The 18,357-nt window shown below is 64.9% G+C and carries 20 protein-coding genes; 3 read left to right on the top strand and 17 right to left on the bottom strand.

All coding sequences use genetic code 11. The features are described 5' to 3' along the window. Positions 1-88 precede the first annotated feature (88 nt). The 3 genes from B059_RS0101425 to B059_RS18460 all read left to right on the top strand — a co-directional run bounded on the left by B059_RS0101425 (position 89) and on the right by B059_RS18460 (position 1,982). Positions 89-658, top strand: coding sequence for a tetratricopeptide repeat protein (locus tag B059_RS0101425; RefSeq protein ID WP_018076455.1), 570 nt, complete (start codon positions 89-91; stop codon positions 656-658). A 74-nt stretch (positions 659-732) separates the two neighbouring features. Next, positions 733-1,224, top strand: a complete 492-nt coding sequence (locus B059_RS0101420) for a peptidylprolyl isomerase (RefSeq protein WP_018076454.1) — start codon at positions 733-735, stop codon at positions 1,222-1,224. A gap of 8 nt (positions 1,225-1,232) precedes the next feature. After that, positions 1,233-1,982, top strand: a complete 750-nt coding sequence (locus B059_RS18460) for a UDP-2,3-diacylglucosamine diphosphatase (protein ID WP_018076453.1) — start codon at positions 1,233-1,235, stop codon at positions 1,980-1,982. Here B059_RS18460 and B059_RS0101410 read toward each other — a convergent pair. The 17 genes from B059_RS0101410 to B059_RS0101330 all read right to left on the bottom strand — a co-directional run bounded on the left by B059_RS0101410 (position 1,977) and on the right by B059_RS0101330 (position 18,354). Beyond that, positions 1,977-2,663 carry a hypothetical protein gene (locus B059_RS0101410; RefSeq protein ID WP_245538700.1) on the bottom strand — a complete coding sequence of 229 codons (687 nt, stop codon included), beginning with the start codon at positions 2,661-2,663 and terminating at the stop codon, positions 1,977-1,979. The genes B059_RS18460 and B059_RS0101410 overlap by 6 nt on opposite strands. Continuing rightward, positions 2,660-3,832, bottom strand: a complete 1,173-nt coding sequence (locus B059_RS0101405) for an O-succinylhomoserine sulfhydrylase (protein ID WP_018076451.1) — start codon at positions 3,830-3,832, stop codon at positions 2,660-2,662. The genes B059_RS0101410 and B059_RS0101405 overlap by 4 nt, the downstream gene beginning before the upstream one ends. A gap of 5 nt (positions 3,833-3,837) precedes the next feature. After that, entirely contained in the window at positions 3,838-5,358 is a 1,521-nt protein-coding gene (gene purF, locus B059_RS0101400) for an amidophosphoribosyltransferase (protein WP_018076450.1), read from the bottom strand. A 21-nt stretch (positions 5,359-5,379) separates the two neighbouring features. Continuing rightward, the gene (locus B059_RS0101395) at positions 5,380-5,865 is read right to left on the bottom strand and encodes a CvpA family protein (protein WP_018076449.1); all 486 of its coding nucleotides are present in this window, start codon (positions 5,863-5,865) and stop codon (positions 5,380-5,382) included. Between the two features lie 2 nt (positions 5,866-5,867). After that, entirely contained in the window at positions 5,868-6,524 is a 657-nt protein-coding gene (locus B059_RS0101390) for an SPOR domain-containing protein (protein ID WP_018076448.1), read from the bottom strand. Further along, positions 6,505-7,782 (bottom strand): bifunctional tetrahydrofolate synthase/dihydrofolate synthase, encoded by a 1,278-nt coding sequence (folC, locus tag B059_RS0101385; protein WP_018076447.1) that lies wholly within the window; start codon positions 7,780-7,782, stop codon positions 6,505-6,507. Before folC ends, B059_RS0101390 begins: the two co-directional genes overlap by 20 nt. A gap of 3 nt (positions 7,783-7,785) precedes the next feature. Next, positions 7,786-8,655 (bottom strand): acetyl-CoA carboxylase, carboxyltransferase subunit beta, encoded by an 870-nt coding sequence (accD, locus tag B059_RS0101380; RefSeq protein WP_018076446.1) that lies wholly within the window; start codon positions 8,653-8,655, stop codon positions 7,786-7,788. An 18-nt stretch (positions 8,656-8,673) separates the two neighbouring features. After that, positions 8,674-9,480: a tryptophan synthase subunit alpha gene (trpA, locus tag B059_RS0101375; protein ID WP_018076445.1), complete on the bottom strand. Its 807-nt coding sequence runs from the start codon at positions 9,478-9,480 to the stop codon at positions 8,674-8,676. Positions 9,481-9,525: 45 nt separating this feature from the next. Continuing rightward, complete coding sequence (trpB, locus tag B059_RS0101370) at positions 9,526-10,725, bottom strand: tryptophan synthase subunit beta (protein ID WP_018076444.1); 1,200 nt, start codon at positions 10,723-10,725, stop codon at positions 9,526-9,528. Further along, positions 10,722-11,342 (bottom strand): phosphoribosylanthranilate isomerase, encoded by a 621-nt coding sequence (locus B059_RS0101365; protein ID WP_018076443.1) that lies wholly within the window; start codon positions 11,340-11,342, stop codon positions 10,722-10,724. The genes trpB and B059_RS0101365 overlap by 4 nt, the downstream gene beginning before the upstream one ends. Then, on the bottom strand, positions 11,327-12,106 hold the full coding sequence (gene truA / locus B059_RS0101360) for a tRNA pseudouridine(38-40) synthase TruA (protein ID WP_018076442.1): 780 nt from the start codon (positions 12,104-12,106) through the stop codon (positions 11,327-11,329). The genes B059_RS0101365 and truA overlap by 16 nt, the downstream gene beginning before the upstream one ends. A 12-nt stretch (positions 12,107-12,118) precedes the next feature. Beyond that, positions 12,119-12,733 (bottom strand): CbiQ family ECF transporter T component, encoded by a 615-nt coding sequence (locus tag B059_RS0101355; protein ID WP_245538699.1) that lies wholly within the window; start codon positions 12,731-12,733, stop codon positions 12,119-12,121. Further along, complete coding sequence (locus B059_RS0101350; RefSeq protein ID WP_018076440.1) at positions 12,726-15,125, bottom strand: motility hub landmark protein FimV; 2,400 nt, start codon at positions 15,123-15,125, stop codon at positions 12,726-12,728. Before B059_RS0101350 ends, B059_RS0101355 begins: the two co-directional genes overlap by 8 nt. Positions 15,126-15,255: 130 nt before the next feature. Then, a complete protein-coding gene (gene asd / locus B059_RS0101345) occupies positions 15,256-16,368 on the bottom strand; it encodes an aspartate-semialdehyde dehydrogenase (RefSeq protein WP_026177224.1) in 1,113 nt (370 codons plus the stop codon). 92 nt (positions 16,369-16,460) lie between these two features. Next, positions 16,461-17,522, bottom strand: coding sequence for a 3-isopropylmalate dehydrogenase (leuB, locus tag B059_RS0101340; RefSeq protein ID WP_018076438.1), 1,062 nt, complete (start codon positions 17,520-17,522; stop codon positions 16,461-16,463). Between the two features lie 70 nt (positions 17,523-17,592). Beyond that, positions 17,593-18,231, bottom strand: coding sequence for a 3-isopropylmalate dehydratase small subunit (gene leuD, locus B059_RS0101335; protein WP_018076437.1), 639 nt, complete (start codon positions 18,229-18,231; stop codon positions 17,593-17,595). Then, positions 18,232-18,354, bottom strand: a complete 123-nt coding sequence (locus tag B059_RS0101330; RefSeq protein WP_018076436.1) for an entericidin A/B family lipoprotein — start codon at positions 18,352-18,354, stop codon at positions 18,232-18,234. Between the last annotated feature and the right edge of the window lie 3 nt (positions 18,355-18,357).

Genomic DNA, 18,357 nt, shown 5'->3' with positions numbered 1-18,357 from the left:
ATGCAGGATTCAAGCGGCACGCCGACTGTCTCAGCCGCGGCGATATTGTTAGAATGCCCGCTTGACCAAGATGATCCGAGCATATCACATGGCCCTGCCGCGTTTACTTGCCGTCGTTGCCGCCTGCGTCTTCCTCTCCGGCACGCCGGTACTGGCCGATGAAATCCAGGAAATCAACCTGCAGTTCCGCACCGGCGACCTGGGCGGCGCGCTCGATCACGCCAACCGCTATCTGGTCCATAATCCCGGGGACGCCCGCGCCCGTTTCCTGAAAGGGCTGATCCTCGCCGACCAGGGCAAGACCAACGATGCCATCAACGTCTTTACCGGGCTGACCGAGGATCATCCGGAACTGCCCGAACCCTACAACAACCTGGCCGTGCTGTATGCCTCGCAAAGCCGGTACGAGGCCGCCCGGAACGCGCTGGAAACGGCGGTCCGCGCGCATCCGGACTACGCCACCGGGCACGAGAATCTCGGTGACGTCTATGCCAAGATGGCGGCGATTGCCTATGGCAAGGCGCTGGTGCTGGACAGCAGGAACGCGACTGCCCAAGCCAAGCTCACGCTGATCCAGAACATGCTGGGGGAACAGGCACGCAAGCAGACTTCGGCCAAACCCGTGCCCGGCACCGGCCAGCCCGCCCCGGCCAGATAAGATCACACCCCCGTCCCGGCACCGCGAAAACACCCGCCGGGAAACCCTCCCGCAACTTCTCAATAAGGACACCCATGGTCAAGCTGCATACCAATCACGGCATCATCACCCTCGAACTCGATGCCGAGAAGGCGCCCAAGACGGTCGAAAATTTCCTGCAATACGTGCGCGACGGTTTTTTTGACGGCACGATTTTCCACCGCGTGATCGACGGCTTCATGATCCAGGGTGGCGGTTTCGAACCCGGCATGACGCAAAAACCGACGCGCGCCGCGATTGAAAACGAAGCCGCCAACGGCCTCAAGAACGAGGCCTATACCATCGCCATGGCGCGCACGTCCGACCCCAATTCGGCCACCGCGCAGTTCTTCATCAACATCGCCAACAACAGCTTCCTCAACTTCACCGCACCGACCCCGCAGGGCTACGGCTATGCCGTGTTCGGCAAGGTGGTCGAAGGCATGGACGTGGTCGACAAGATCAGGAAAGTGAAAACCGGCAACCGCGCCGGGCATCAGGACGTGCCGCAGGAAGACGTCGTCATCAGCCAGGCCGAAATCGCCTGATTAACCCGGTGAACCCGACCCCGTCGTCAAAAACGGGCCGTACCTTCTTTGTCGCCGACCTGCATCTAACCGACGAACGCCCGGTCGCCACCGGGCGTTTTTTTCGTTTTCTGGATGAGGATGCCGCGGGCGCGGATGCCCTCTACATCCTGGGCGACCTGTTCGAGGCCTGGATCGGCGACGACCACGACGAACGGGTCGCCCGCGACACGGCGCAGCGGCTCAAGGCCCTGGCCGATGCGGGCACGCCGGTATATTTCATGCACGGCAACCGTGATTTCATGCTGGCCGGGCGCTACGCTGCGCTGTCCGGCATGACGCTGCTCGCCGACCCCACCCGGATTGATCTGTACGGCGTGCCGACGCTGCTGATGCACGGCGACACCCTGTGTAGCGACGACATGGCTTACCAGACCTTTCGCCGTCGGGTGCGGCACCCGCTGACGCTGGCGTTGTTGCGGCAGCTGCCGCTGGCCTGGCGCCGCCGCCTGGCGCGCCAGGCACGGGCGGGCAGCGAATCGGCCAAGGCAGGCAAGCCGACCGCGATCATGGATGTGAATGCCGATACCGTGCTGCGCGTGCTGCGCGAACATGGGATCTGCCGCCTGATCCACGGTCATACGCATCGCCCGGCGCAGCATGTCCATGCGGTCGATGGCCATGATTGCGAGCGTTGGGTGGTGCCGGACTGGTATGCGCGCTGGGGCTATGTGGTGTGCGATGCCGCCGGCTGCGCGCTCAGGACGGAAGCGCTATGACGGCGCGTTGATCGTCGCCATGCCGCCCGGCACGCTGAATAGTTCAGGCCGCAGCGGCTGCCGGGTTTCGCTTTCGAGCCGCCGCGTGCGCCCGGTGAATTCGCGTTCTTCCAGCGGCAGGCCGAGCGCGAGCGTGGCGCCCGATTCCCACACATGATTCGCCAGATCGCAGTCGCGCTGCAACTCGAGCGGCGAATCCTTCCAGACGCGGTATTGCGTGGCGGCCAGGATGGATTTCAACTCGGCCATCGCGCGCGCCGCATCCGGCGCGGCACGCAGGGCGGCTGCGCCTTCACTGCACACCACCCCTTTCACGCTGAGACTGAAACGCCGGGTGCCGCGCGCAGCCTTGTGGACATCGAGCCGCGGCTTCCAGCCGGCAGGCTTGGGCGGCAGCATGCCGGAAGTGAACACCATTGCCAGCCTGCTTTCACGCATGACGTTGATGACCAAACGCTGGCGTCGGTCCAGCAGGACGAAATCGCCTTCGTCCTCGCCGCTGTCCATGCGCATGAAGTCGTGCGTAACCAGGATGCGCGTCGGATAAGGCGGCTCGCCCGGATCCTGGTCGACATAGCGCAGTGCAATCATGGTTTGCCGCAGCGCGTCCGCGTCGGCCGCATGGGCGGCGCCCATTCCGGGCAGCCCCATCCCGAGCAGACACAGCAGCCACCACTTCATTCAGCCAGTCCGCGCGCGAGATCGGTCTGGATGTCGGCCACCGACTCGAGCCCCACCGCGATGCGCACCAGTCCGTCGCTGATGCCGGCCGCCGCGCGCTGCTCCGGCGCCAGACGGCCGTGCGTGGTGGTCGCCGGATGGGTGATGGTGCTCTTGGTGTCGCCGAGGTTGGCGGTGATCGACAGCATTTTCGTCGCGTCGATCAGCTTCCATGCCGCATCCTTGCCGCCCTTGAGCTCAAATGCGACGATGCCGCCACCGGTTTTCTGCTGCGTCATCGCCAGCGCGTGTTGCGGATGCGACGGCAGGCCGGGATACAGCACGCGCGCGACCGCAGGCTGCGTTTCCAGCCATTGCGCCAGCGCCAGCGCATTCCGCGAGTGCGCATCCATACGCAGCGACAGCGTCTCCATGCCTTTCAGGATCACCCAGGCGTTGAACGCCGACAGCGTCGGCCCGGCGGTGCGCAGGAAGGTGTAGACGCCTTCCATCAGCGCCTGGCTGCCAAGCACCGCGCCGCCGAGCACCCGGCCTTGGCCGTCGAGATACTTGGTGGCGGAATGGATCACGATGTCGGCGCCCAGTTCGAGCGGCCTCTGCAGCGCCGGCGAACAGAAGCAGTTGTCGACCGCGAGCCAGGCGCCGGCCTCGTGCGCGATCGCCGCCAGCGCGCGGATATCGCTCACTTCGGTGAGCGGATTGGACGGCGACTCGACGAAGAAGAGCCGGGTATTGGGCCTCACCGCCGCGCGCCACTCCGCCGGATCGGTCGGCGACACATAGGTCGTCTCGATGCCGAAGCGGCCGAGGATGTTGGAGAACAGCTGCACGGTGGAACCGAAGATCGAGCGCGACGCGACGACGTGCTCGCCCGCCTTCATCAGCCCCATCACCGTCGCCAGGATCGCCGCCATGCCGGAGGCGAACGCCACGCAGCGCTCGGCACCTTCGAGCGCGGCCAGCCGCGCCTCCATCATCTGCACGGTGGGGTTGGTGAAGCGCGCATAGATCGGGCCGGGCTGCTCGCCCTTGAAGCGCGCCGCGGCTTCCGCCGCGCTGCCGAACACGAAGCTGGAGGTGAGGAACATCGCCTCCGAGTGCTCGTTGAACTGGCTGCGCACACTGCCGGCGCGAACCGCCAGCGTTTCAAGATCGTATTCGTTGTCCATGCGTATCAGCTCCCGGACGCAAGATTAAGGTCGAGTTGCTGGGTCGACAGGGCCGACGGCGGCGGCGTTTCGCCGTTGCGCACGGCCTCGACGTAATTCAGATACTCCGGTGTGACGTCGCCGGTGATGTAGCGGCCGTCGAAGCACGAGGTGTCGAAGTCGAGAATCGCCGGGTTGCCGGCCCGAACCACGCTCACCATGGCGTCGAGGTCCTGGTAGATCAGCGCATCGCAGCCGATCTCGCGCGCGATCTCCGCGTCGGTACGACCGTTGGCGATCAGTTCGTTGCGCGTCGGCATGTCGATGCCGTAGACGTTCGAGTAGCGCACCGGCGGCGAAGCCGACGCGAAGTACACCTGCGCAGCGCCGGCATCGCGCGCCATCTGCACGATTTCGCGACTGGTGGTGCCGCGCACGATGGAGTCATCGACCAGCAGCACGTTGCGGCCCTTGAACTCTTCGCCAATCGCATTGAGCTTCTGCCGCACCGATTTCTTGCGCAGCGCCTGCCCCGGCATGATGAAGGTGCGGCCGATGTAACGGTTCTTGATGAAGCCTTCGCGATACGGCACGTTGAGGTGGTTCGCCAGCTGCAACGCCGAGGGACGGCTGGTGTCGGGAATCGGGATCACCACGTCGATGTTCAGATGGGCGAAATCGCGCTTGATCTTTTCGGCCAGCGAGATACCCATCGCCAGACGCGTGTTGTAGACCGAGACGCCGTCCATCACCGAATCCGGGCGCGCAAGGTAGACGTATTCGAAGATGCAGGGATTGAGTACCGCACGGTCGCTGCACTGGCGGCTGTGCAACTGCCGCTGATAGTCGACGAACACCGCTTCGCCCGGCGCCACGTCGCGCAGCAGACGGAAGCCCAGGGTATCGATCGCCACGCTTTCCGAGGCGACGATGTACTCGTGCGGGGTGACCTGTTCGTTGACGCCGATCACCAGCGGACGGATGCCGTGCGGATCGCGGAAAGCCAGCAGGCCGTAGCCGGCAATGAAAGCCGTCACCGCGTAGGCCCCCTTGCAGCGCGCATGCACACCCGCCACCGCACCGAAGATCGTGTCCAGGTTCAGCTGCCGCCCCGAGGCGCGCACCTGCAATTCATGCGCCAGCACGTTCAGCAGCACTTCGGAATCCGAATTGGTGTTGACGTGGCGCAGGTCGGCGCGGAACAGCGATTCCTTCAGTTCATCGGTATTGGTGAGGTTGCCGTTATGCCCCAGCACGATGCCGTAGGGCGAATTCACGTAGAACGGCTGCGACTCGGCCGACGACGAGGCGCTGCCCGCAGTGGGGTAGCGCACGTGCGCCACGCCCATGTCGCCGAGCAGGTTGCGCATGTCGCGGGTGCGGAACACGTCGCGCGCCAGGCCCTGTCCCTTGTGCATGTGGAAGCGGCTTTCCTCTGCCGTCACGATACCGGCGGCATCCTGGCCGCGGTGCTGCAGCACCATCAGCCCGTCGTACAAGAGCTGGTTGGCCGCCGAATTGGAAACGACTCCGATTACCCCGCACATACAGTGCACCCATCCATGAAATTATTCGAAACGAACGTACTTAGCCATCTCTGCCGGCAGCAGCGGCAAGGCGCGCTGCGCCAGTGCCTGCAGGCTGTCCGACAGCGCGGCCTGCTTCCAGAAATCGGTGCGTGGCAGCGAGGTCAGCCCGGCGGCAAGCGTCAGGCCGATCAGGATCACCAGCCCCTTGGCCAGCCCCAGCACGCCGCCCAGCACTTTGTCGGCGCTGCCCAGTCCGGCCGCCTTGATCAGCGAGGCCATGGCATGCCCCAACAGCAGTACGCCGATCAGCACCGCCAGAAAAATCACTGCGAAGCCGGCGAAATAGCGAATGCCCGGATTTTCGGTTGCGATCGGCAGCAGGGGAGCCACCATCAGCGCCCCCCACTTGCCCAGCACAAATGCCAGTATCCAGGCCGCCAGCGAAAACAGCGTATCCACCATGCCACGCATCAGTCCTCGTACCACGGTCAGGACCAGCACCAGCAGCACGATGAGGTCGAGCATGCTCACCTTGTGAGTACCTGCCCGGCCATGCCATTTTCGGCCAGTTTCACCGCAGCCGCCACCGCGGCTTCGCGCGAGGCATAGGGGCCCACGCGCACGCGCGTCAGGGCGCCCACCTTGTCAGTGTAGGCCGGCAACCCGGCGCTGGCTGCGCGCGCTTTAAGCGCACTGGCCTTGGCGGAATCGGAGAGTGCGGCAAGCTGCACCACGAAAGCCTCGCCGGTTGCGGCGGATTTGGCCTGCGGCACAGGCGTCGGTGCGGGTTTCGCAACCGGTTGGGGCGCGGGTTTGGGCGGTTTCGGCTGAGGGATGGGCTTAGCTGCTTCGGGTCTGCGCGGTTCAGATCTGGGCGCCGGTCCGGCAGGCGCCGCCTGAGGCGGTGCGGGTTGCCGCGTCTCCGGTTGCGGGGAAGGCGGCGGCGGTGCCGCCACGGCGGCAGCACGATCCGCCGGCTCCGCTTCGCTGGACGGATTCGGCCCGTCGCGCAGTTCTGCGGCAGGCGACCCCGCCATTTTCACCGCCAGCGAACTGGCAGGCGGCGGTTCGTCTTCCAGCAACAGCGGCAGCACGATCACCGCCAGCAGGGTCAGCGCAACCGCGCCGATCAGGCGGCGCCGGGCGCGGCGTTTGAGGTCATTTTCACTGCTGGGTGGCGGCATGGTCGAGCACGGCGGCAACGGTATAGAACGAACCGAAGACGAGAATTCTATCACCTTCGCATGCCGCGCTTCGCGCCTCCGCCAGCGCCGCGTTCACATCGCGTTGCACCTTGACCGGGGCATGGCCTGCGTGCGTGCGCAGGATGGCGGCCAGCGCCGCGGCATCGCGCGCACGCGGCGAAACGGGCATGCACGCCCACCACGCATCGATCTCGCCGGACAGTGCGGCGAACACGCCTGCCGCATCCTTGTCCGCCAGCATCCCCACCACCGCCAGCGTGCGCCCGGCCACCGGCTGGTCGCGCAGGGTGGCGGCCAGCGCCCGCGCCGCTTCCGGGTTGTGCGCCACGTCGAGAATGACCTCCGGCGCATGGGCGATACGCTGAAATCGCCCCGGTGCCCGCGCCACGGCAAGCCCCTGGCGTATCGCCGCCTCGCTCACCGGCAGGCGGGGGCGCAGGGCCTCCAGTACCGCCAGCGCACCGGCTGCATTGCATAGCTGATAGGCCCCTGCCATGGCGGGCAAGGGTAGATCGGTCCAGCTGCACGCCTCTCCCCGATAGGCCCAGCGATCCGTCTCGCGCTGCGCGGCGAAGTCGCGGCCCGCACAGCGCAGGTCGGCGCCGAGGTGCCGGGCATGCTCGATCAGGCTGGCAGGCGGTTCAGGATCGGCGCAGATGGCGGGACGGCCGGCGCGGTAAATACCGGCTTTCTCGAATCCGATCTTTTCGCGGGTATCGCCCAGAAAATCCATATGGTCGAGGTCGACGCTGGTGACGATCGCCGCATCGGCATCGAACGTATTCACCGCGTCGAGACGCCCGCCGAGGCCGACTTCGAGGATGGCCACGTCGACGCCGGCATCGACGAACTGCAACATCGCGCCCAGGGTGCCGAATTCGAAATAGGTTAGCGAGATGTCGCCGCGCACGGCGTCGATTCTTTCAAATGCGGCGATCAGTTCGGCGTCGCCCGCCTCCCTGCCGGCAATCCGCACCCGCTCGCTGTAGCGCAGCAGATGCGGCGAGGTGTAAAGGCCGGTCTTGTAGCCGGCGGCGCGGAGCATGGCTTCGAGATAGGCGCAGGTGGAGCCTTTGCCGTTGGTGCCGCCGACGATGATGAGGGGAAAGGCGGCATCCAGCCCGAGTGCGTCCTTGACGCGGCGCACCCGCTCCAGGCCAAGCTCGATGGTGCTGGGATGCAGCTGCTCCAGCCGCGTCAGCCAGTCGTCCAGCGAAAGACCCGGGCGTGTCGACACGCCCTAGGCGGCAAGCGCAGGCCGCCCCATCATCATCGCCAGCGTGGCGGCGAGCTCGTCGCGCATCTGGCGGCGGTCGATGATGCGGTCGATGGCGCCCTTCTCCTGCAAGAATTCGGCGCGCTGAAAGCCTTCCGGCAGCGTCTCGCGCACGGTCTGCTCGATCACGCGCGGACCGGCAAAGCCGATCAGCGCATTCGGTTCGGCCACGATGAGGTCGCCCAGCATGGCAAAACTCGCCGACACGCCGCCCATGGTGGGGTCGGTCAGCACTGAAATGAAGGGCAGGCGATTGCGCGAGAGCTGGGTCAGCGCAGCCGAGGTCTTCGCCATCTGCATCAGCGAGAACAGGCCTTCCTGCATGCGTGCACCGCCGCTGGCGGAAAAGCAGACGAAGGCCGAGTTCGATTCGATCGCCGCCTCCACGCCCAGCACAAAACGCTCGCCTACCACCGAGCCCATCGAACCGCCCATGAACTTGAATTCGAACGCCGCCGCCACCACCGGCACTGCCTTGACACTGCCGCCCAGCACTACCAGTGCATCGGTTTCCGAAGTGCCGGCCTGGGCCTCTTTCAGACGGTCGGGATATTTCTTGCTGTCCTTGAATTTCAGCGGATCAAGCGGCATCACGTGGGTGCCGATTTCGTGCTGGCCCTCGGCATCCAGCAGCATGGCCAGCCGCTGCCGTGCGCCGATACGGTGATGATGGCCGCATTTGGGGCACACCTCCTGATTGCTTTCGAGATCGGCACGGTACAGCACTTCGTTGCATGCCGGACACTTGGACCACAGGCCCTCGGGCATGGATTTCTTGTCGGCCAGCGCACGCCGTTTGATTTTCGGCGGCAAAATTTTCTGGAACCAGCTCATCGTTAATTCTCCGCTACCTTATTTCGACGCCGCGTCGACACCCCGGCGCAAGTCCTGCACCAGGTGTTTCACCCGGTTGATCACCTCGTTTTCGGGGGCCGTCTCGATCTCGTGCACGATACGGCTACCCACCACCACGGCATCGGCAATGCGCGCCACCGCCTCGGCGGTCGCCGCGTCGCGGATGCCGAATCCCACTCCCACCGGCAGGCTGCAATGCGCGCGAACCATGGCAAGCTTACGCGCCACTTCCCCGGTATCGAGACTGGCCGAGCCGGTCACCCCCTTCAGCGACACGTAATAGATGAAGCCGCCGGCAACCGCTGTCACCTGCTCCACCCGGGATTCCGGCGTGGTCGGCGACAGCAGGAAAATCGGATCGATGCCGTGCGCCTTGAATACATCGGCCACTCCGTGCGCCTCTTCCGGCGGAATATCCACCGTCAGCACGCCGTCCACCCCGGCGGCTTTCGCCGCCTGGGCAAAGGCCTCGTAGCCCATGTGCTCGACCGGGTTGGCATAGCCCATCAGCACCACCGGGGTCGTCGTGTTGGTCTTGCGGAATTCCGCCGTCATCGCCAGCACGTCCTTCAGCCCGACCTTGTTCGCCAGCGCCCGCTCGGAGGCGCGCTGGATCACCGGCCCATCCGCCATCGGATCGGAAAACGGCACCCCCAGTTCGATGATGTCCACCCCGGCTTCCACCAGCGCGTGCATCAGCGGCACCGTCAGGCCCTTGCCGGGATCGCCGGCAGTAATGAAAGGGATCAGGGCTTTCCTGTTTTGCGCCTTGAGCGCGGTAAAAGTCTGGCCGATGCGGCTCATGGTTCGTTCTTCTGCAAAAAGCGGTTCAATTGAATGGCGGCAGGCCTACAGGGTGAGCCCCGTCGCCTTCGCCACGGTGTTGATGTCCTTGTCGCCACGGCCGGACAGGTTGACCAGGATGATCTGATCCTTCTTCATCGTCGGCGCGAGCTTTTTGGCATGCGCGACGGCGTGGCTGGATTCGAGCGCGGGGATGATGCCCTCGAAGCGGCACAGGTCGTGGAAGGCGGCCATGGCCTCGTCGTCATTGACCGGGACGTACTCGGCGCGACCGGTGTCCTTGAGGTAACTGTGCTCGGGACCGACGCCCGGGTAGTCGAGGCCCGCCGAGATAGAGTGGGTTTCGATGATCTGGCCGTTCTCGTCCTGCATCAGATAGCTGCGGAAGCCATGCAGCACCCCCGGCGTACCCGCCGACAGCGACGCGGCATGCTTGCCGGTTTCCACCCCGGAACCACCCGCCTCGACGCCGATGAGGCGCACACCATCGTACGGAATATAGGGGTGGAAGATGCCGATGGCGTTGGAGCCGCCGCCGACGCAGGCGATCACGGCATCGGGCTGGCGGCCGGTCAGCTCCGGCACCTGGACGAGGCATTCGCGGCCGATCACGCACTGGAAGTCGCGCACCAGCATGGGGTACGGGTGCGGGCCGGCGGCGGTGCCGAGGATGTAGAAGGTCGATTCGACGTTGGTGACCCAGTCGCGCATCGCCTCGTTCAATGCATCCTTCAGCGTCTTTGAGCCGGACGACACCGGCACCACGGTGGCGCCGAGCAGTTTCATGCGAAAGACGTTGGGCGCCTGGCGTATGACGTCCTCGGCACCCATGTAGACCACGCACTCCATGCCGTAGCGCGCGGCGACGGTGGCGGAGGCGACGCCGTGCTGGCCGGCGCCGGTCTCGGCGATAACGCGCTTCTTACCCATGCGCCGCGCCAGCAGTGCCTGGCCGATGGTGTTGTTGATCTTGTGCGCGCCGGTGTGGTTGAGATCCTCCCGCTTGAGGTAGATCTGAGCGCCGCCGTATTGCTCGGAGAGGCGCCTGGCGTGGTAGACCGGACTGGGACGGCCGACGTAGTGCTTCAGTTCATATTCGAATTCGGCCATGAAGGCAGGGTCGTTGCGCGCCTTGTCGTATTCGACGCGCAGTTCCTCCAATGCCGCCATCAGGGTTTCGGCGACGAAAATGCCGCCATAGGGGCCGAAGTGGCCGCGGGAATCGGGTAGATCGGTCAGCTTCATGATGCTTCTTTCGCGTTCGCAATGAATCGCGCAATCTTGTGCGCGTCCTTGATGCCTTTGGATGCTTCCACGCCGGAAGACACATCCACCGCCCAGGGCCGCACGCGGCGGACCGCTTCGGCGACGTTGTCCGGCGTGAGCCCGCCAGACAAAACAATCGGTCTGGACAGATCCGGCGGGATCAGGCTCCAGTCGAAACGCTCTCCGCTGCCGCCCGGCACACCCGGCACCCAGGCATCCAGCAGTAAACCACGGGCGGCATCGAAGTCAGCCGCGCATTTTAGCAAATCCGTGTCCTGATTGACGCGCACCGCCTTGATCCAGGGGCGGCCGAAACGCATGCAGTCGGCCGCGGTCTCGTCGCCGTGAAATTGCAGCAGGTCGAGCGGAACGGTCTGTAACACCGTTTCGATGAAGTCCGCCCCGGCATTGACGAACAGCCCGACCGCCTGCACGAACGGCGGCAGATCGCGCACCAGCATGGCGGCGCTCTCGACCGTAAGATGGCGCGGGCTTTTTTCATAGAACACGAAACCCAGCGCGTCCGCCCCGGCGTCGCAAGCGGCATGCAGATCCTGCAAGCGGGTGATGCCACAGATTTTTACGCGAACAGCCATCGTTCAGAGCTTTCCGGCAAGGCAAAGTGCGCAGGATACCGGATATGGGTGAGATACAGCCCGGCGGCGTCGAAGGTGGGCGCGGCGCGGGTGCGGTCGCGCCCGTCCAGGATCTCGCGCATCCACCCGGGCGGCTGGCTGCCTGCACCGACCTGGACGAGGCCGCCCATGAGATTGCGCACCATGTGATGCAGAAAGCCGTCGGCGCGAAAGTCGCATAAAAGATAATCGCCGCGCCGCTCGATGTGCGCCAGTCGCAACTCCTTGACCGGCGATCTGGCCTGGCATTCGGCCGCACGAAACGCGGAAAAATCGTGCTGCCCGATCAGGCTCGCCGCGGCCAGATTCATTACGGCGGCATCCAGCGGCCGGTGATGCCAGCCGATCATCCCGTGGTTGAGCCCGGGGCGCACCGGGTGATTCAGCAGCACATAGCGGTAGCCGCGCTGGGTGGCGGCAAAGCGCGCGTGAAAGTCCTCACCGGCTTCGCGTGCCCACAGCACCGCCACGCCTTGGGGAAGATGGCTGTTGACGCCGCGCACCCAGGCAGTCAGCGGGCGTTGGGTCGGGGTATCGAAATGCGCTACCTGGAACGCAGCGTGGACCCCGGTATCGGTGCGCCCGGCCGCGGTGACGCCGATCTTTTCGCCGGCGATGGCGGACACCGCGGCTTCCAGTGCATCCTGCACACCGCAGCCCTGCGGCTGCGACTGCCAGCCGCAAAAGCCGACACCGCGGTATTCCAGACCCAGCACGATTCTCATATCACCCCGGCCTCACGCCAGCACGATCAACACCCCAAGCAAGCCCGCGAGTATGACGGCGCTGTCCCGGCTTTGCCAGCGTTCGGCCTGCAGGGTGTAGGTGACGGGCGTCGCATCGTCGGGCAGCGGCGCACGCAACGCATCCAGCCAGCGCGCCGATTTCGGCGCATGCTCGACGTAATCCAGGGTCAGACCCAGCCGCACCGCAAAGCCACGGCGGTCGAAGCCCAGCCAGGTCAGTGGCCGGGCCAGCACATACAGTCCGTAAATCAGGCGGGGACGGGACGTATACGCCAGCAGTGCCGCCAGGCCCGCCAGCATCAGCACCAACCGCCCCACGCGCAGCATGCCTTGCTGCACCCCTTCCACGCTGGGGCTGCCCCATCCCAGCGCCGGCCACAAAGCCGCCCCCGGCAGGGTATAGGCATACGTGAGCAGCAGTACCGCCATCAGCCAGCGGGTGCGGCGCAGCAGGCGCAGCAATTGCGGCCGAACGGGCGCAAACAGAAAGGCCGTCGCGGTGGCGACGGCCAGAATGATCAGCGGGGCCAGTGGGGCACGCTCCACCACCACCGCCCACCCGCACCACAGCAGGATGCGGGCAGCCGGGTGCAGGGATTTAACCAAGCGCGCCCAGCATGCCTTTGGCATCGGTCTTTTGTTTGTCGTTGCCTTCGGCCAGCACTTCGTTGAGGATTTCGCGCGCACCTTCCTTGTCGCCCATTTCCACATAGGCACGGGCAAGGTCGAGCTTGGTGCCGACCTCGTCGAGTTCGAGCTCATTGCCACCGGCATCGCCCAGATCGAGATCGAGGCCGCTAAAGTCGAATTTGCTTTCCAGGCCGCCCTCTTCTTCGAGGCCGAGATCTAGTTTCAGCTCATCATCGGCGGTGGCAGGCAGCTCCAGATCCGGCAGGTCGAAATCGAGATCCTGGGTATCGTTGATTTCCAGGTAATCCGTTTCGGCTGTTGCGGCCGCCTCGGGTGGGGTATCGAAACTGAGCACGTGTCCCGCGGACTCGAACTCCAGGGGCGCGTCTTCCGCCACGGCTTCGGACGCAGGCTGGAGCTCGGGATCGATATCGACCGGACCGGTGGGCTGCATGTCGGCCACGGACTCAGGCACGGGTTCGTCCGGGAACGTCACCGCGCCGCCGGCAACCGCCGCGGTGGCGGCCACCGTTGCCGCCGTTGCGGCGGAGCTCGGCTGTACGCCGCCATACAGCGGGTTGGTCGGATCGATACTGCGCCCCATTTCACAGGCCTTGTCCCACAGCGGGCTGGGTTTGCTGCCCAGTGCGGCATAGAGCTCGCCTGCGACTGCCTCGAACGTCACGGTGTTGCGGCGGGCAGCGTAGATTTCCAGCAATTTGACGCGGATTTCGTGACGATCCGGGTTTTTGTCGATGGCTTCCTTGAGAATTTCCTCGGCCTGGGCGTCGCGTCCGTAGGCCATGTACACCTCGGCTTCGGCAACGGGGTCGACGTCATGGGTATCGATGGTGCCCAGGCCCGCCTGACTGAAGTCGGTCAGGAAGGAAGTGTCGCCGGTATTGACGCTGCCGCCCGACGCGGCGCCGATGACGGTGTTGGGCTGAACGTCGCCGCCGCTCATGATGCTATCTTCCAGAGCGGTGTTGCCGGGCTTGCGCCGGCGACTGCCACCCGCCATCATCCACCACAGCACGCCACCCAGGCCGAGCGCAGCGAGACCGCCGCCCCAATACATCGGGTTGGCGAGCAGGGGGTCATACCAGTTTGCGGCCGGTTCGGGACTGGCCGCAGGCGCCTCGACAGCCGGAGTGACCGGCTTGGTTGCAACCGGCGCAGGCGCTGCCGCAGCGGGCGCCTCGCTTTGCGTCTTCTCCTGCATTTCGACCAGCGCCTGCATATCCTGGATCTGCTTTTCCAGTGCAGCCACGCGCTGATCCGATTCCTGCAGCGCCTTGTCGCGTGCGGTCGCATCCTCTTCCTGGGCGCGCAATTTCTCCTGCAGAACACGGGCTTCGTCGGCCTTGCCGGCGGCGGCCGGCGGCGCAAGCTTGGACAGTTTCAGGACGTCTTGCTGGGCTTCAGGCGCCGGTTTGGCGCGGTCTTCCACCTGTGGAGTAATTTTGCCGCTGCTGGCCTGACCCGGCTCCGCTTTGGCCTCCGGGGCAGTGCTCACGATCCCGGCCAGTTTCTGCCGGTAGGCACGCCAGTCCTCGGCCTGCAATTTGAGTTCGCGCACCGCCTCCTTTTGCGCAATGGCAGCCACTTTTTCAGCCGATGGCACGTTCAGTGTCGTGCCAGCTTTCAGGCGATTCATGTTGCCGTTGAAGGCCTGGGTATTCTCGCGGTAGAGACCCAGCAGGGTCTGCTCCAGACTCACCCCGCCCGGACGCACCTGATTGGCAATCTTAACCAGGGTGTCGCCGCGCTTCACTGCCACGCGGTCGGGAGCGGCAGGTGGCGATTGAGGGGCAGGCTGCGGCTTGCTTGCAGCCGTCGGTGCCGGCGTTTCGGCGGTGACTGGTGCCGGCATGGCCTGGCTTTGCATGGCCGGTGCGGACGTGGACCTGGCAGCAGGCGTCTGGGCCGGGGTAACCGCCACCGGGGCCACTTTTTGTGCGCCGCCCATGCCGGGCGGATCGAGCAGCATGGTGTATTCGCGCACCAGCCGCCCGGAGGCCCAGCTCAATTCGATCAGCATGTCGATGAAGGGATCGTTCACCGGACGGCTGGAAGTCACTTTCAGCACGGCCTTGCCATTGGGCTTTTTCTCGACCGTAAAACGCAGGGAAGACAATACCGGGGCGAATTCGACGCGCGCATCGCGAAACGTCTGGTCGGAAGCGAGGCTGGCCGACAGGCTGTCGAGCTCGGCCTTGTCGGCTGCGAGAAGTTCGATCTCCGCCGCCAGAGGCTGCCCTAGCGCCGAAGTGACCGACAGCTTGCCCAACCCGGCTGCATGCGTCATCAGTGGCACGGCAATCAAGCCTGCAGCCACCAGCTGGGTGGTGAAGCGCTTCAATTTCATCCCATCTCTCCCTATTCGCCCCTGCGCGGGGCTGTTGAATCCTTGACGCCACTATTGACGGCTCGGCAGGCGCAATCTTTAGTGCAACAATCGCACCAGCTCAGGCTCTGCTGCCGGGCAGGCCTTGTGTTCAGGCTTGCAACAGGATTCGCAGCATGCGGCGCAAGGGCTCCGCGGCCCCCCACAGCAGTTGGTCGCCGACGGTGAACGCAGTGAGGTACTGCGGCCCCATGTTGAGCTTGCGCATGCGGCCGATCGGCACGCTGAGGGTGCCAGTCACCGCCGCCGGGGTGAGTTCGCGCATGGTGATCTCGCGATCGTTCGGCACCACCTTGACCCACTGGTTGTGGGCCGCGATCAGGCTGTGGATGTCGGCCAGCGGCACGTCCCGGGTCAGCTTGATGGTGAGCGCCTGCGAATGGCAGCGCATCGCGCCGACACGCACGCAGAGGCCGTCGATCGGGATTGGATTGTCGCTGCGGCGCATGATCTTGTTGGCTTCGGCCTGCGCCTTCCATTCCTCCTTGGACTGGCCGGACTCCAGCGCGACGTCGATCCACGGGATCAGGTTGCCCGCCAGCGGCACCGGCCAGGCGTCGGCCGGGTAGCGGTCGGAACGGATGAAGTCGGCCACCTTGCGATCGATTTCGAGTATCGCCGACGCCGGGTCGCCGATCAGATCGGTAACCTCGGCGTGCACCGCGCCCATTTGCTGGATCAGCTCGCGCATGTTACGCGCGCCGGCGCCGGACGCGGCCTGGTAGGTCATCGGCGACACCCACTCGACCAACCCGGCGTCGAACAGCCCACCCATCGCCATCAGCATCAGCGACACCGTGCAGTTGCCGCCGACGTAGGTCTTGACGCCGTTGGCGACGCCATCCTGGATGATTTGCATGTTGACCGGGTCGAGGATGATGATGGCTTCGTCCTTCATCCTCAGCGCCGAGGCAGCGTCGATCCAGTAGCCGTCCCAGCCCGCCGCGCGCAGCTTCGGATAGACCTCCTTGGTGTAGTCGCCGCCCTGGCAGCTGATGAGGGTGTCGCATGCCTTCAGATCATCGATGCTGTTGGCGTCCTTCAGCGGCGGCACGTCGCGCCCGATGTCGGGGCCCTTGCCGCCGACGTTGGAGGTCGTAAAGAACACCGGATCGATATGGTCGAAATCGCTTTCTTCCTTCATGCGGCCCATCAGCACGGACCCCACCATGCCACGCCAGCCGATCAGTCCAACTTTCATCATGTTCATCTCCAAAAGAACTTAATCCGCGAAGGACGCGAAGGTTCGCGAAGTAAAGCACTTCTTGGCGTCTCTTCGCGTCCTTCGCGGAGAAATCAAAGCGCCCTCACCACTGCGTCGCCCATCTCGCTGCACGACGCCTTCCGCGTGCCCTCGGTCCAGATGTCGCCGGTACGCAGGCCCTCGCCGATCACCTGCTTCACTGCATTCTCGATGCGCTCGGCAGTCGCCAGATCGGCGAAACTGTAGCGGTACATCATCGCCACCGACAGGATGGTCGCCAGCGGGTTCGCCAGATTGCGGCCGGCGATGTCGGGCGCCGAGCCGTGGATCGGTTCATACATGCCCTTGTCGTGCTCGTCCAATGATGCCGACGGCAGCATGCCGATCGAGCCCGACAGCATCGACGCCGCATCCGACAGGATATCGCCGAAGATGTTGCCGGTAACCATGGTGTCGAACTGCTTGGGCGCGCGGATCAGCTGCATCGCCGCGTTGTCGACGTACATGTGCGAGAGCTCGACCTCGGGGTAGTCCTTCGACACTTCGATCATCACGTCTTTCCACAGTTCGGAGCATTCGAGCACGTTGGCCTTTTCCACCGAACACAACTTCTTGCCGCGCTTCATCGCGATGCCGAAGGCGACATGCGCGACGCGGCGCACTTCGGATTCGGAGTACAGCATGGTATTGAAGCCCACTCTTTCGCCGTTGCGCATTTCGATGCCGCGCGGCTGGCCGAAATACACGTCGCCGGTCAGCTCGCGTACGATCATCAGGTCGAGCCCCGACACCACCTCGGGCTTCAGTGACGAGGCGCCGGCGAGTTCCGGATACAGCAGCGCCGGGCGCAGGTTGGCGAAGAGATTCAGCTCCTTGCGGATGCGCAGCAGGCCGCGCTCGGGGCGCAGCGGGCGATCAAGCGTGTCGTACTGCGGGCCGCCGACGGCGCCGAGCAGCACCGCATCGGCCGCACGCGCGAGTTTCAGCGTCGCCTCCGGCAGCGGATCGCCCGCCGCGTCGTAGCCGGCGCCGCCGATGGGCGCGGTTTCCATTTCGATTTTGGCGCCTTCGGCGCGCAGCGCCTCGAGTACCTTGACCGCCTGCGCAACGATTTCCGGACCAATGCCGTCACCCGGCAAGACTGCAATTTTCATGTTCTTAAAACCTTTTTCCGCGAATACCCTTTATTCAATTCAGGGTATTCGCGGATAAACAATTAAATAATCATGCAAACAACCACGGCGCGTCGACCTTGCGCCGTTCTTCGTATGCCTTGATCTTGTCGCTTTGCAGCAAAGTAAGGCCGATGTCGTCCAGCCCATTCAGAAGCCGGTGCTTGCGCCCGCTGTCGACGTCGAACCCCAGCGCCTCGCCGCCCGGCGTGGTCACGGTCTGCTGATCGAGGTCGATGGCGAGGCGATAGCCCTCGTCCGCCGCGCACTCACGAAACAGGCGGTCGACTACCGTGGCGTCGAGCACGATCGGCAGGATGCCGTTCTTGAAGCAGTTGTTGTAGAAGATGTCGGCAAAGCTCGGCGCGATGATCGCGCGGATGCCGTAGTCCTCCAGCGCCCACGGCGCGTGCTCGCGGCTCGACCCGCAACCGAAGTTGTCGCGCGCGAGCAGCACCGACGCGCCCTTGTAGCGCGGGAAGTTCAGCACGAAGTCCGGGTTCGGCTGGCGTGTGGCCGGGTCCATCCCCGGCTCGCCGTGGTCAAGGTAACGCCATTCGTCGAACAGGTTGGGACCGAAGCCGGCGCGCTTGATCGACTTCAGGAACTGCTTGGGAATGATGGCGTCGGTGTCGACGTTGGCGCGGTCGAGCGGCACCACCAGCCCGTCGAGGACGATAAAGGCCTGCATTTAATTGGTCGACTTCTGAATCGCGTCGCCGGCTTTCTCGATGTCCTGCCCCATCCCGCGCACGGTGTTGCAGCCGGCCAGCACCAGGGTGGCGGCGATCATCAGGGCAATCATTGGCTTCATGGA

Origin of the sequence: Thiobacillus denitrificans DSM 12475, assembly GCF_000376425.1 — a bacterium.
GTDB classification, from domain to species: Bacteria; Pseudomonadota; Gammaproteobacteria; order Burkholderiales; family Thiobacillaceae; genus Thiobacillus; species Thiobacillus denitrificans.
Note: the sequence above shows the minus strand (reverse complement) of the source record. Positions and strands in the feature narration are given on the sequence as shown.

What these genes read in the sequence shown, in the direction of transcription:
- B059_RS0101425 (WP_018076455.1), top strand. Translation starts at nt 89, where the DNA reads ATGGCCCTGCCGCGTTTACTTGCCGTCGTTGCCGCCTGCGTCTTCCTC.
- B059_RS0101420 (WP_018076454.1), top strand. Translation starts at nt 733, where the DNA reads ATGGTCAAGCTGCATACCAATCACGGCATCATCACCCTCGAACTCGAT.
- B059_RS0101410 (WP_245538700.1), bottom strand. Translation starts at nt 2,663, where the DNA reads ATGAAGTGGTGGCTGCTGTGTCTGCTCGGGATGGGGCTGCCCGGAATG.
- B059_RS0101405 (WP_018076451.1), bottom strand. Translation starts at nt 3,832, where the DNA reads ATGGACAACGAATACGATCTTGAAACGCTGGCGGTTCGCGCCGGCAGT.
- purF (WP_018076450.1), bottom strand. Translation starts at nt 5,358, where the DNA reads ATGTGCGGGGTAATCGGAGTCGTTTCCAATTCGGCGGCCAACCAGCTC.
- B059_RS0101395 (WP_018076449.1), bottom strand. Translation starts at nt 5,865, where the DNA reads ATGCTCGACCTCATCGTGCTGCTGGTGCTGGTCCTGACCGTGGTACGA.
- B059_RS0101390 (WP_018076448.1), bottom strand. Translation starts at nt 6,524, where the DNA reads ATGCCGCCACCCAGCAGTGAAAATGACCTCAAACGCCGCGCCCGGCGC.
- accD (WP_018076446.1), bottom strand. Translation starts at nt 8,655, where the DNA reads ATGAGCTGGTTCCAGAAAATTTTGCCGCCGAAAATCAAACGGCGTGCG.
- trpA (WP_018076445.1), bottom strand. Translation starts at nt 9,480, where the DNA reads ATGAGCCGCATCGGCCAGACTTTTACCGCGCTCAAGGCGCAAAACAGG.
- trpB (WP_018076444.1), bottom strand. Translation starts at nt 10,725, where the DNA reads ATGAAGCTGACCGATCTACCCGATTCCCGCGGCCACTTCGGCCCCTAT.
- B059_RS0101365 (WP_018076443.1), bottom strand. Translation starts at nt 11,342, where the DNA reads ATGGCTGTTCGCGTAAAAATCTGTGGCATCACCCGCTTGCAGGATCTG.
- truA (WP_018076442.1), bottom strand. Translation starts at nt 12,106, where the DNA reads ATGAGAATCGTGCTGGGTCTGGAATACCGCGGTGTCGGCTTTTGCGGC.
- B059_RS0101350 (WP_018076440.1), bottom strand. Translation starts at nt 15,125, where the DNA reads ATGAAATTGAAGCGCTTCACCACCCAGCTGGTGGCTGCAGGCTTGATT.
- asd (WP_026177224.1), bottom strand. Translation starts at nt 16,368, where the DNA reads ATGATGAAAGTTGGACTGATCGGCTGGCGTGGCATGGTGGGGTCCGTG.
- leuB (WP_018076438.1), bottom strand. Translation starts at nt 17,522, where the DNA reads ATGAAAATTGCAGTCTTGCCGGGTGACGGCATTGGTCCGGAAATCGTT.
- leuD (WP_018076437.1), bottom strand. Translation starts at nt 18,231, where the DNA reads ATGCAGGCCTTTATCGTCCTCGACGGGCTGGTGGTGCCGCTCGACCGC.
- B059_RS0101330 (WP_018076436.1), bottom strand. Translation starts at nt 18,354, where the DNA reads ATGAAGCCAATGATTGCCCTGATGATCGCCGCCACCCTGGTGCTGGCC.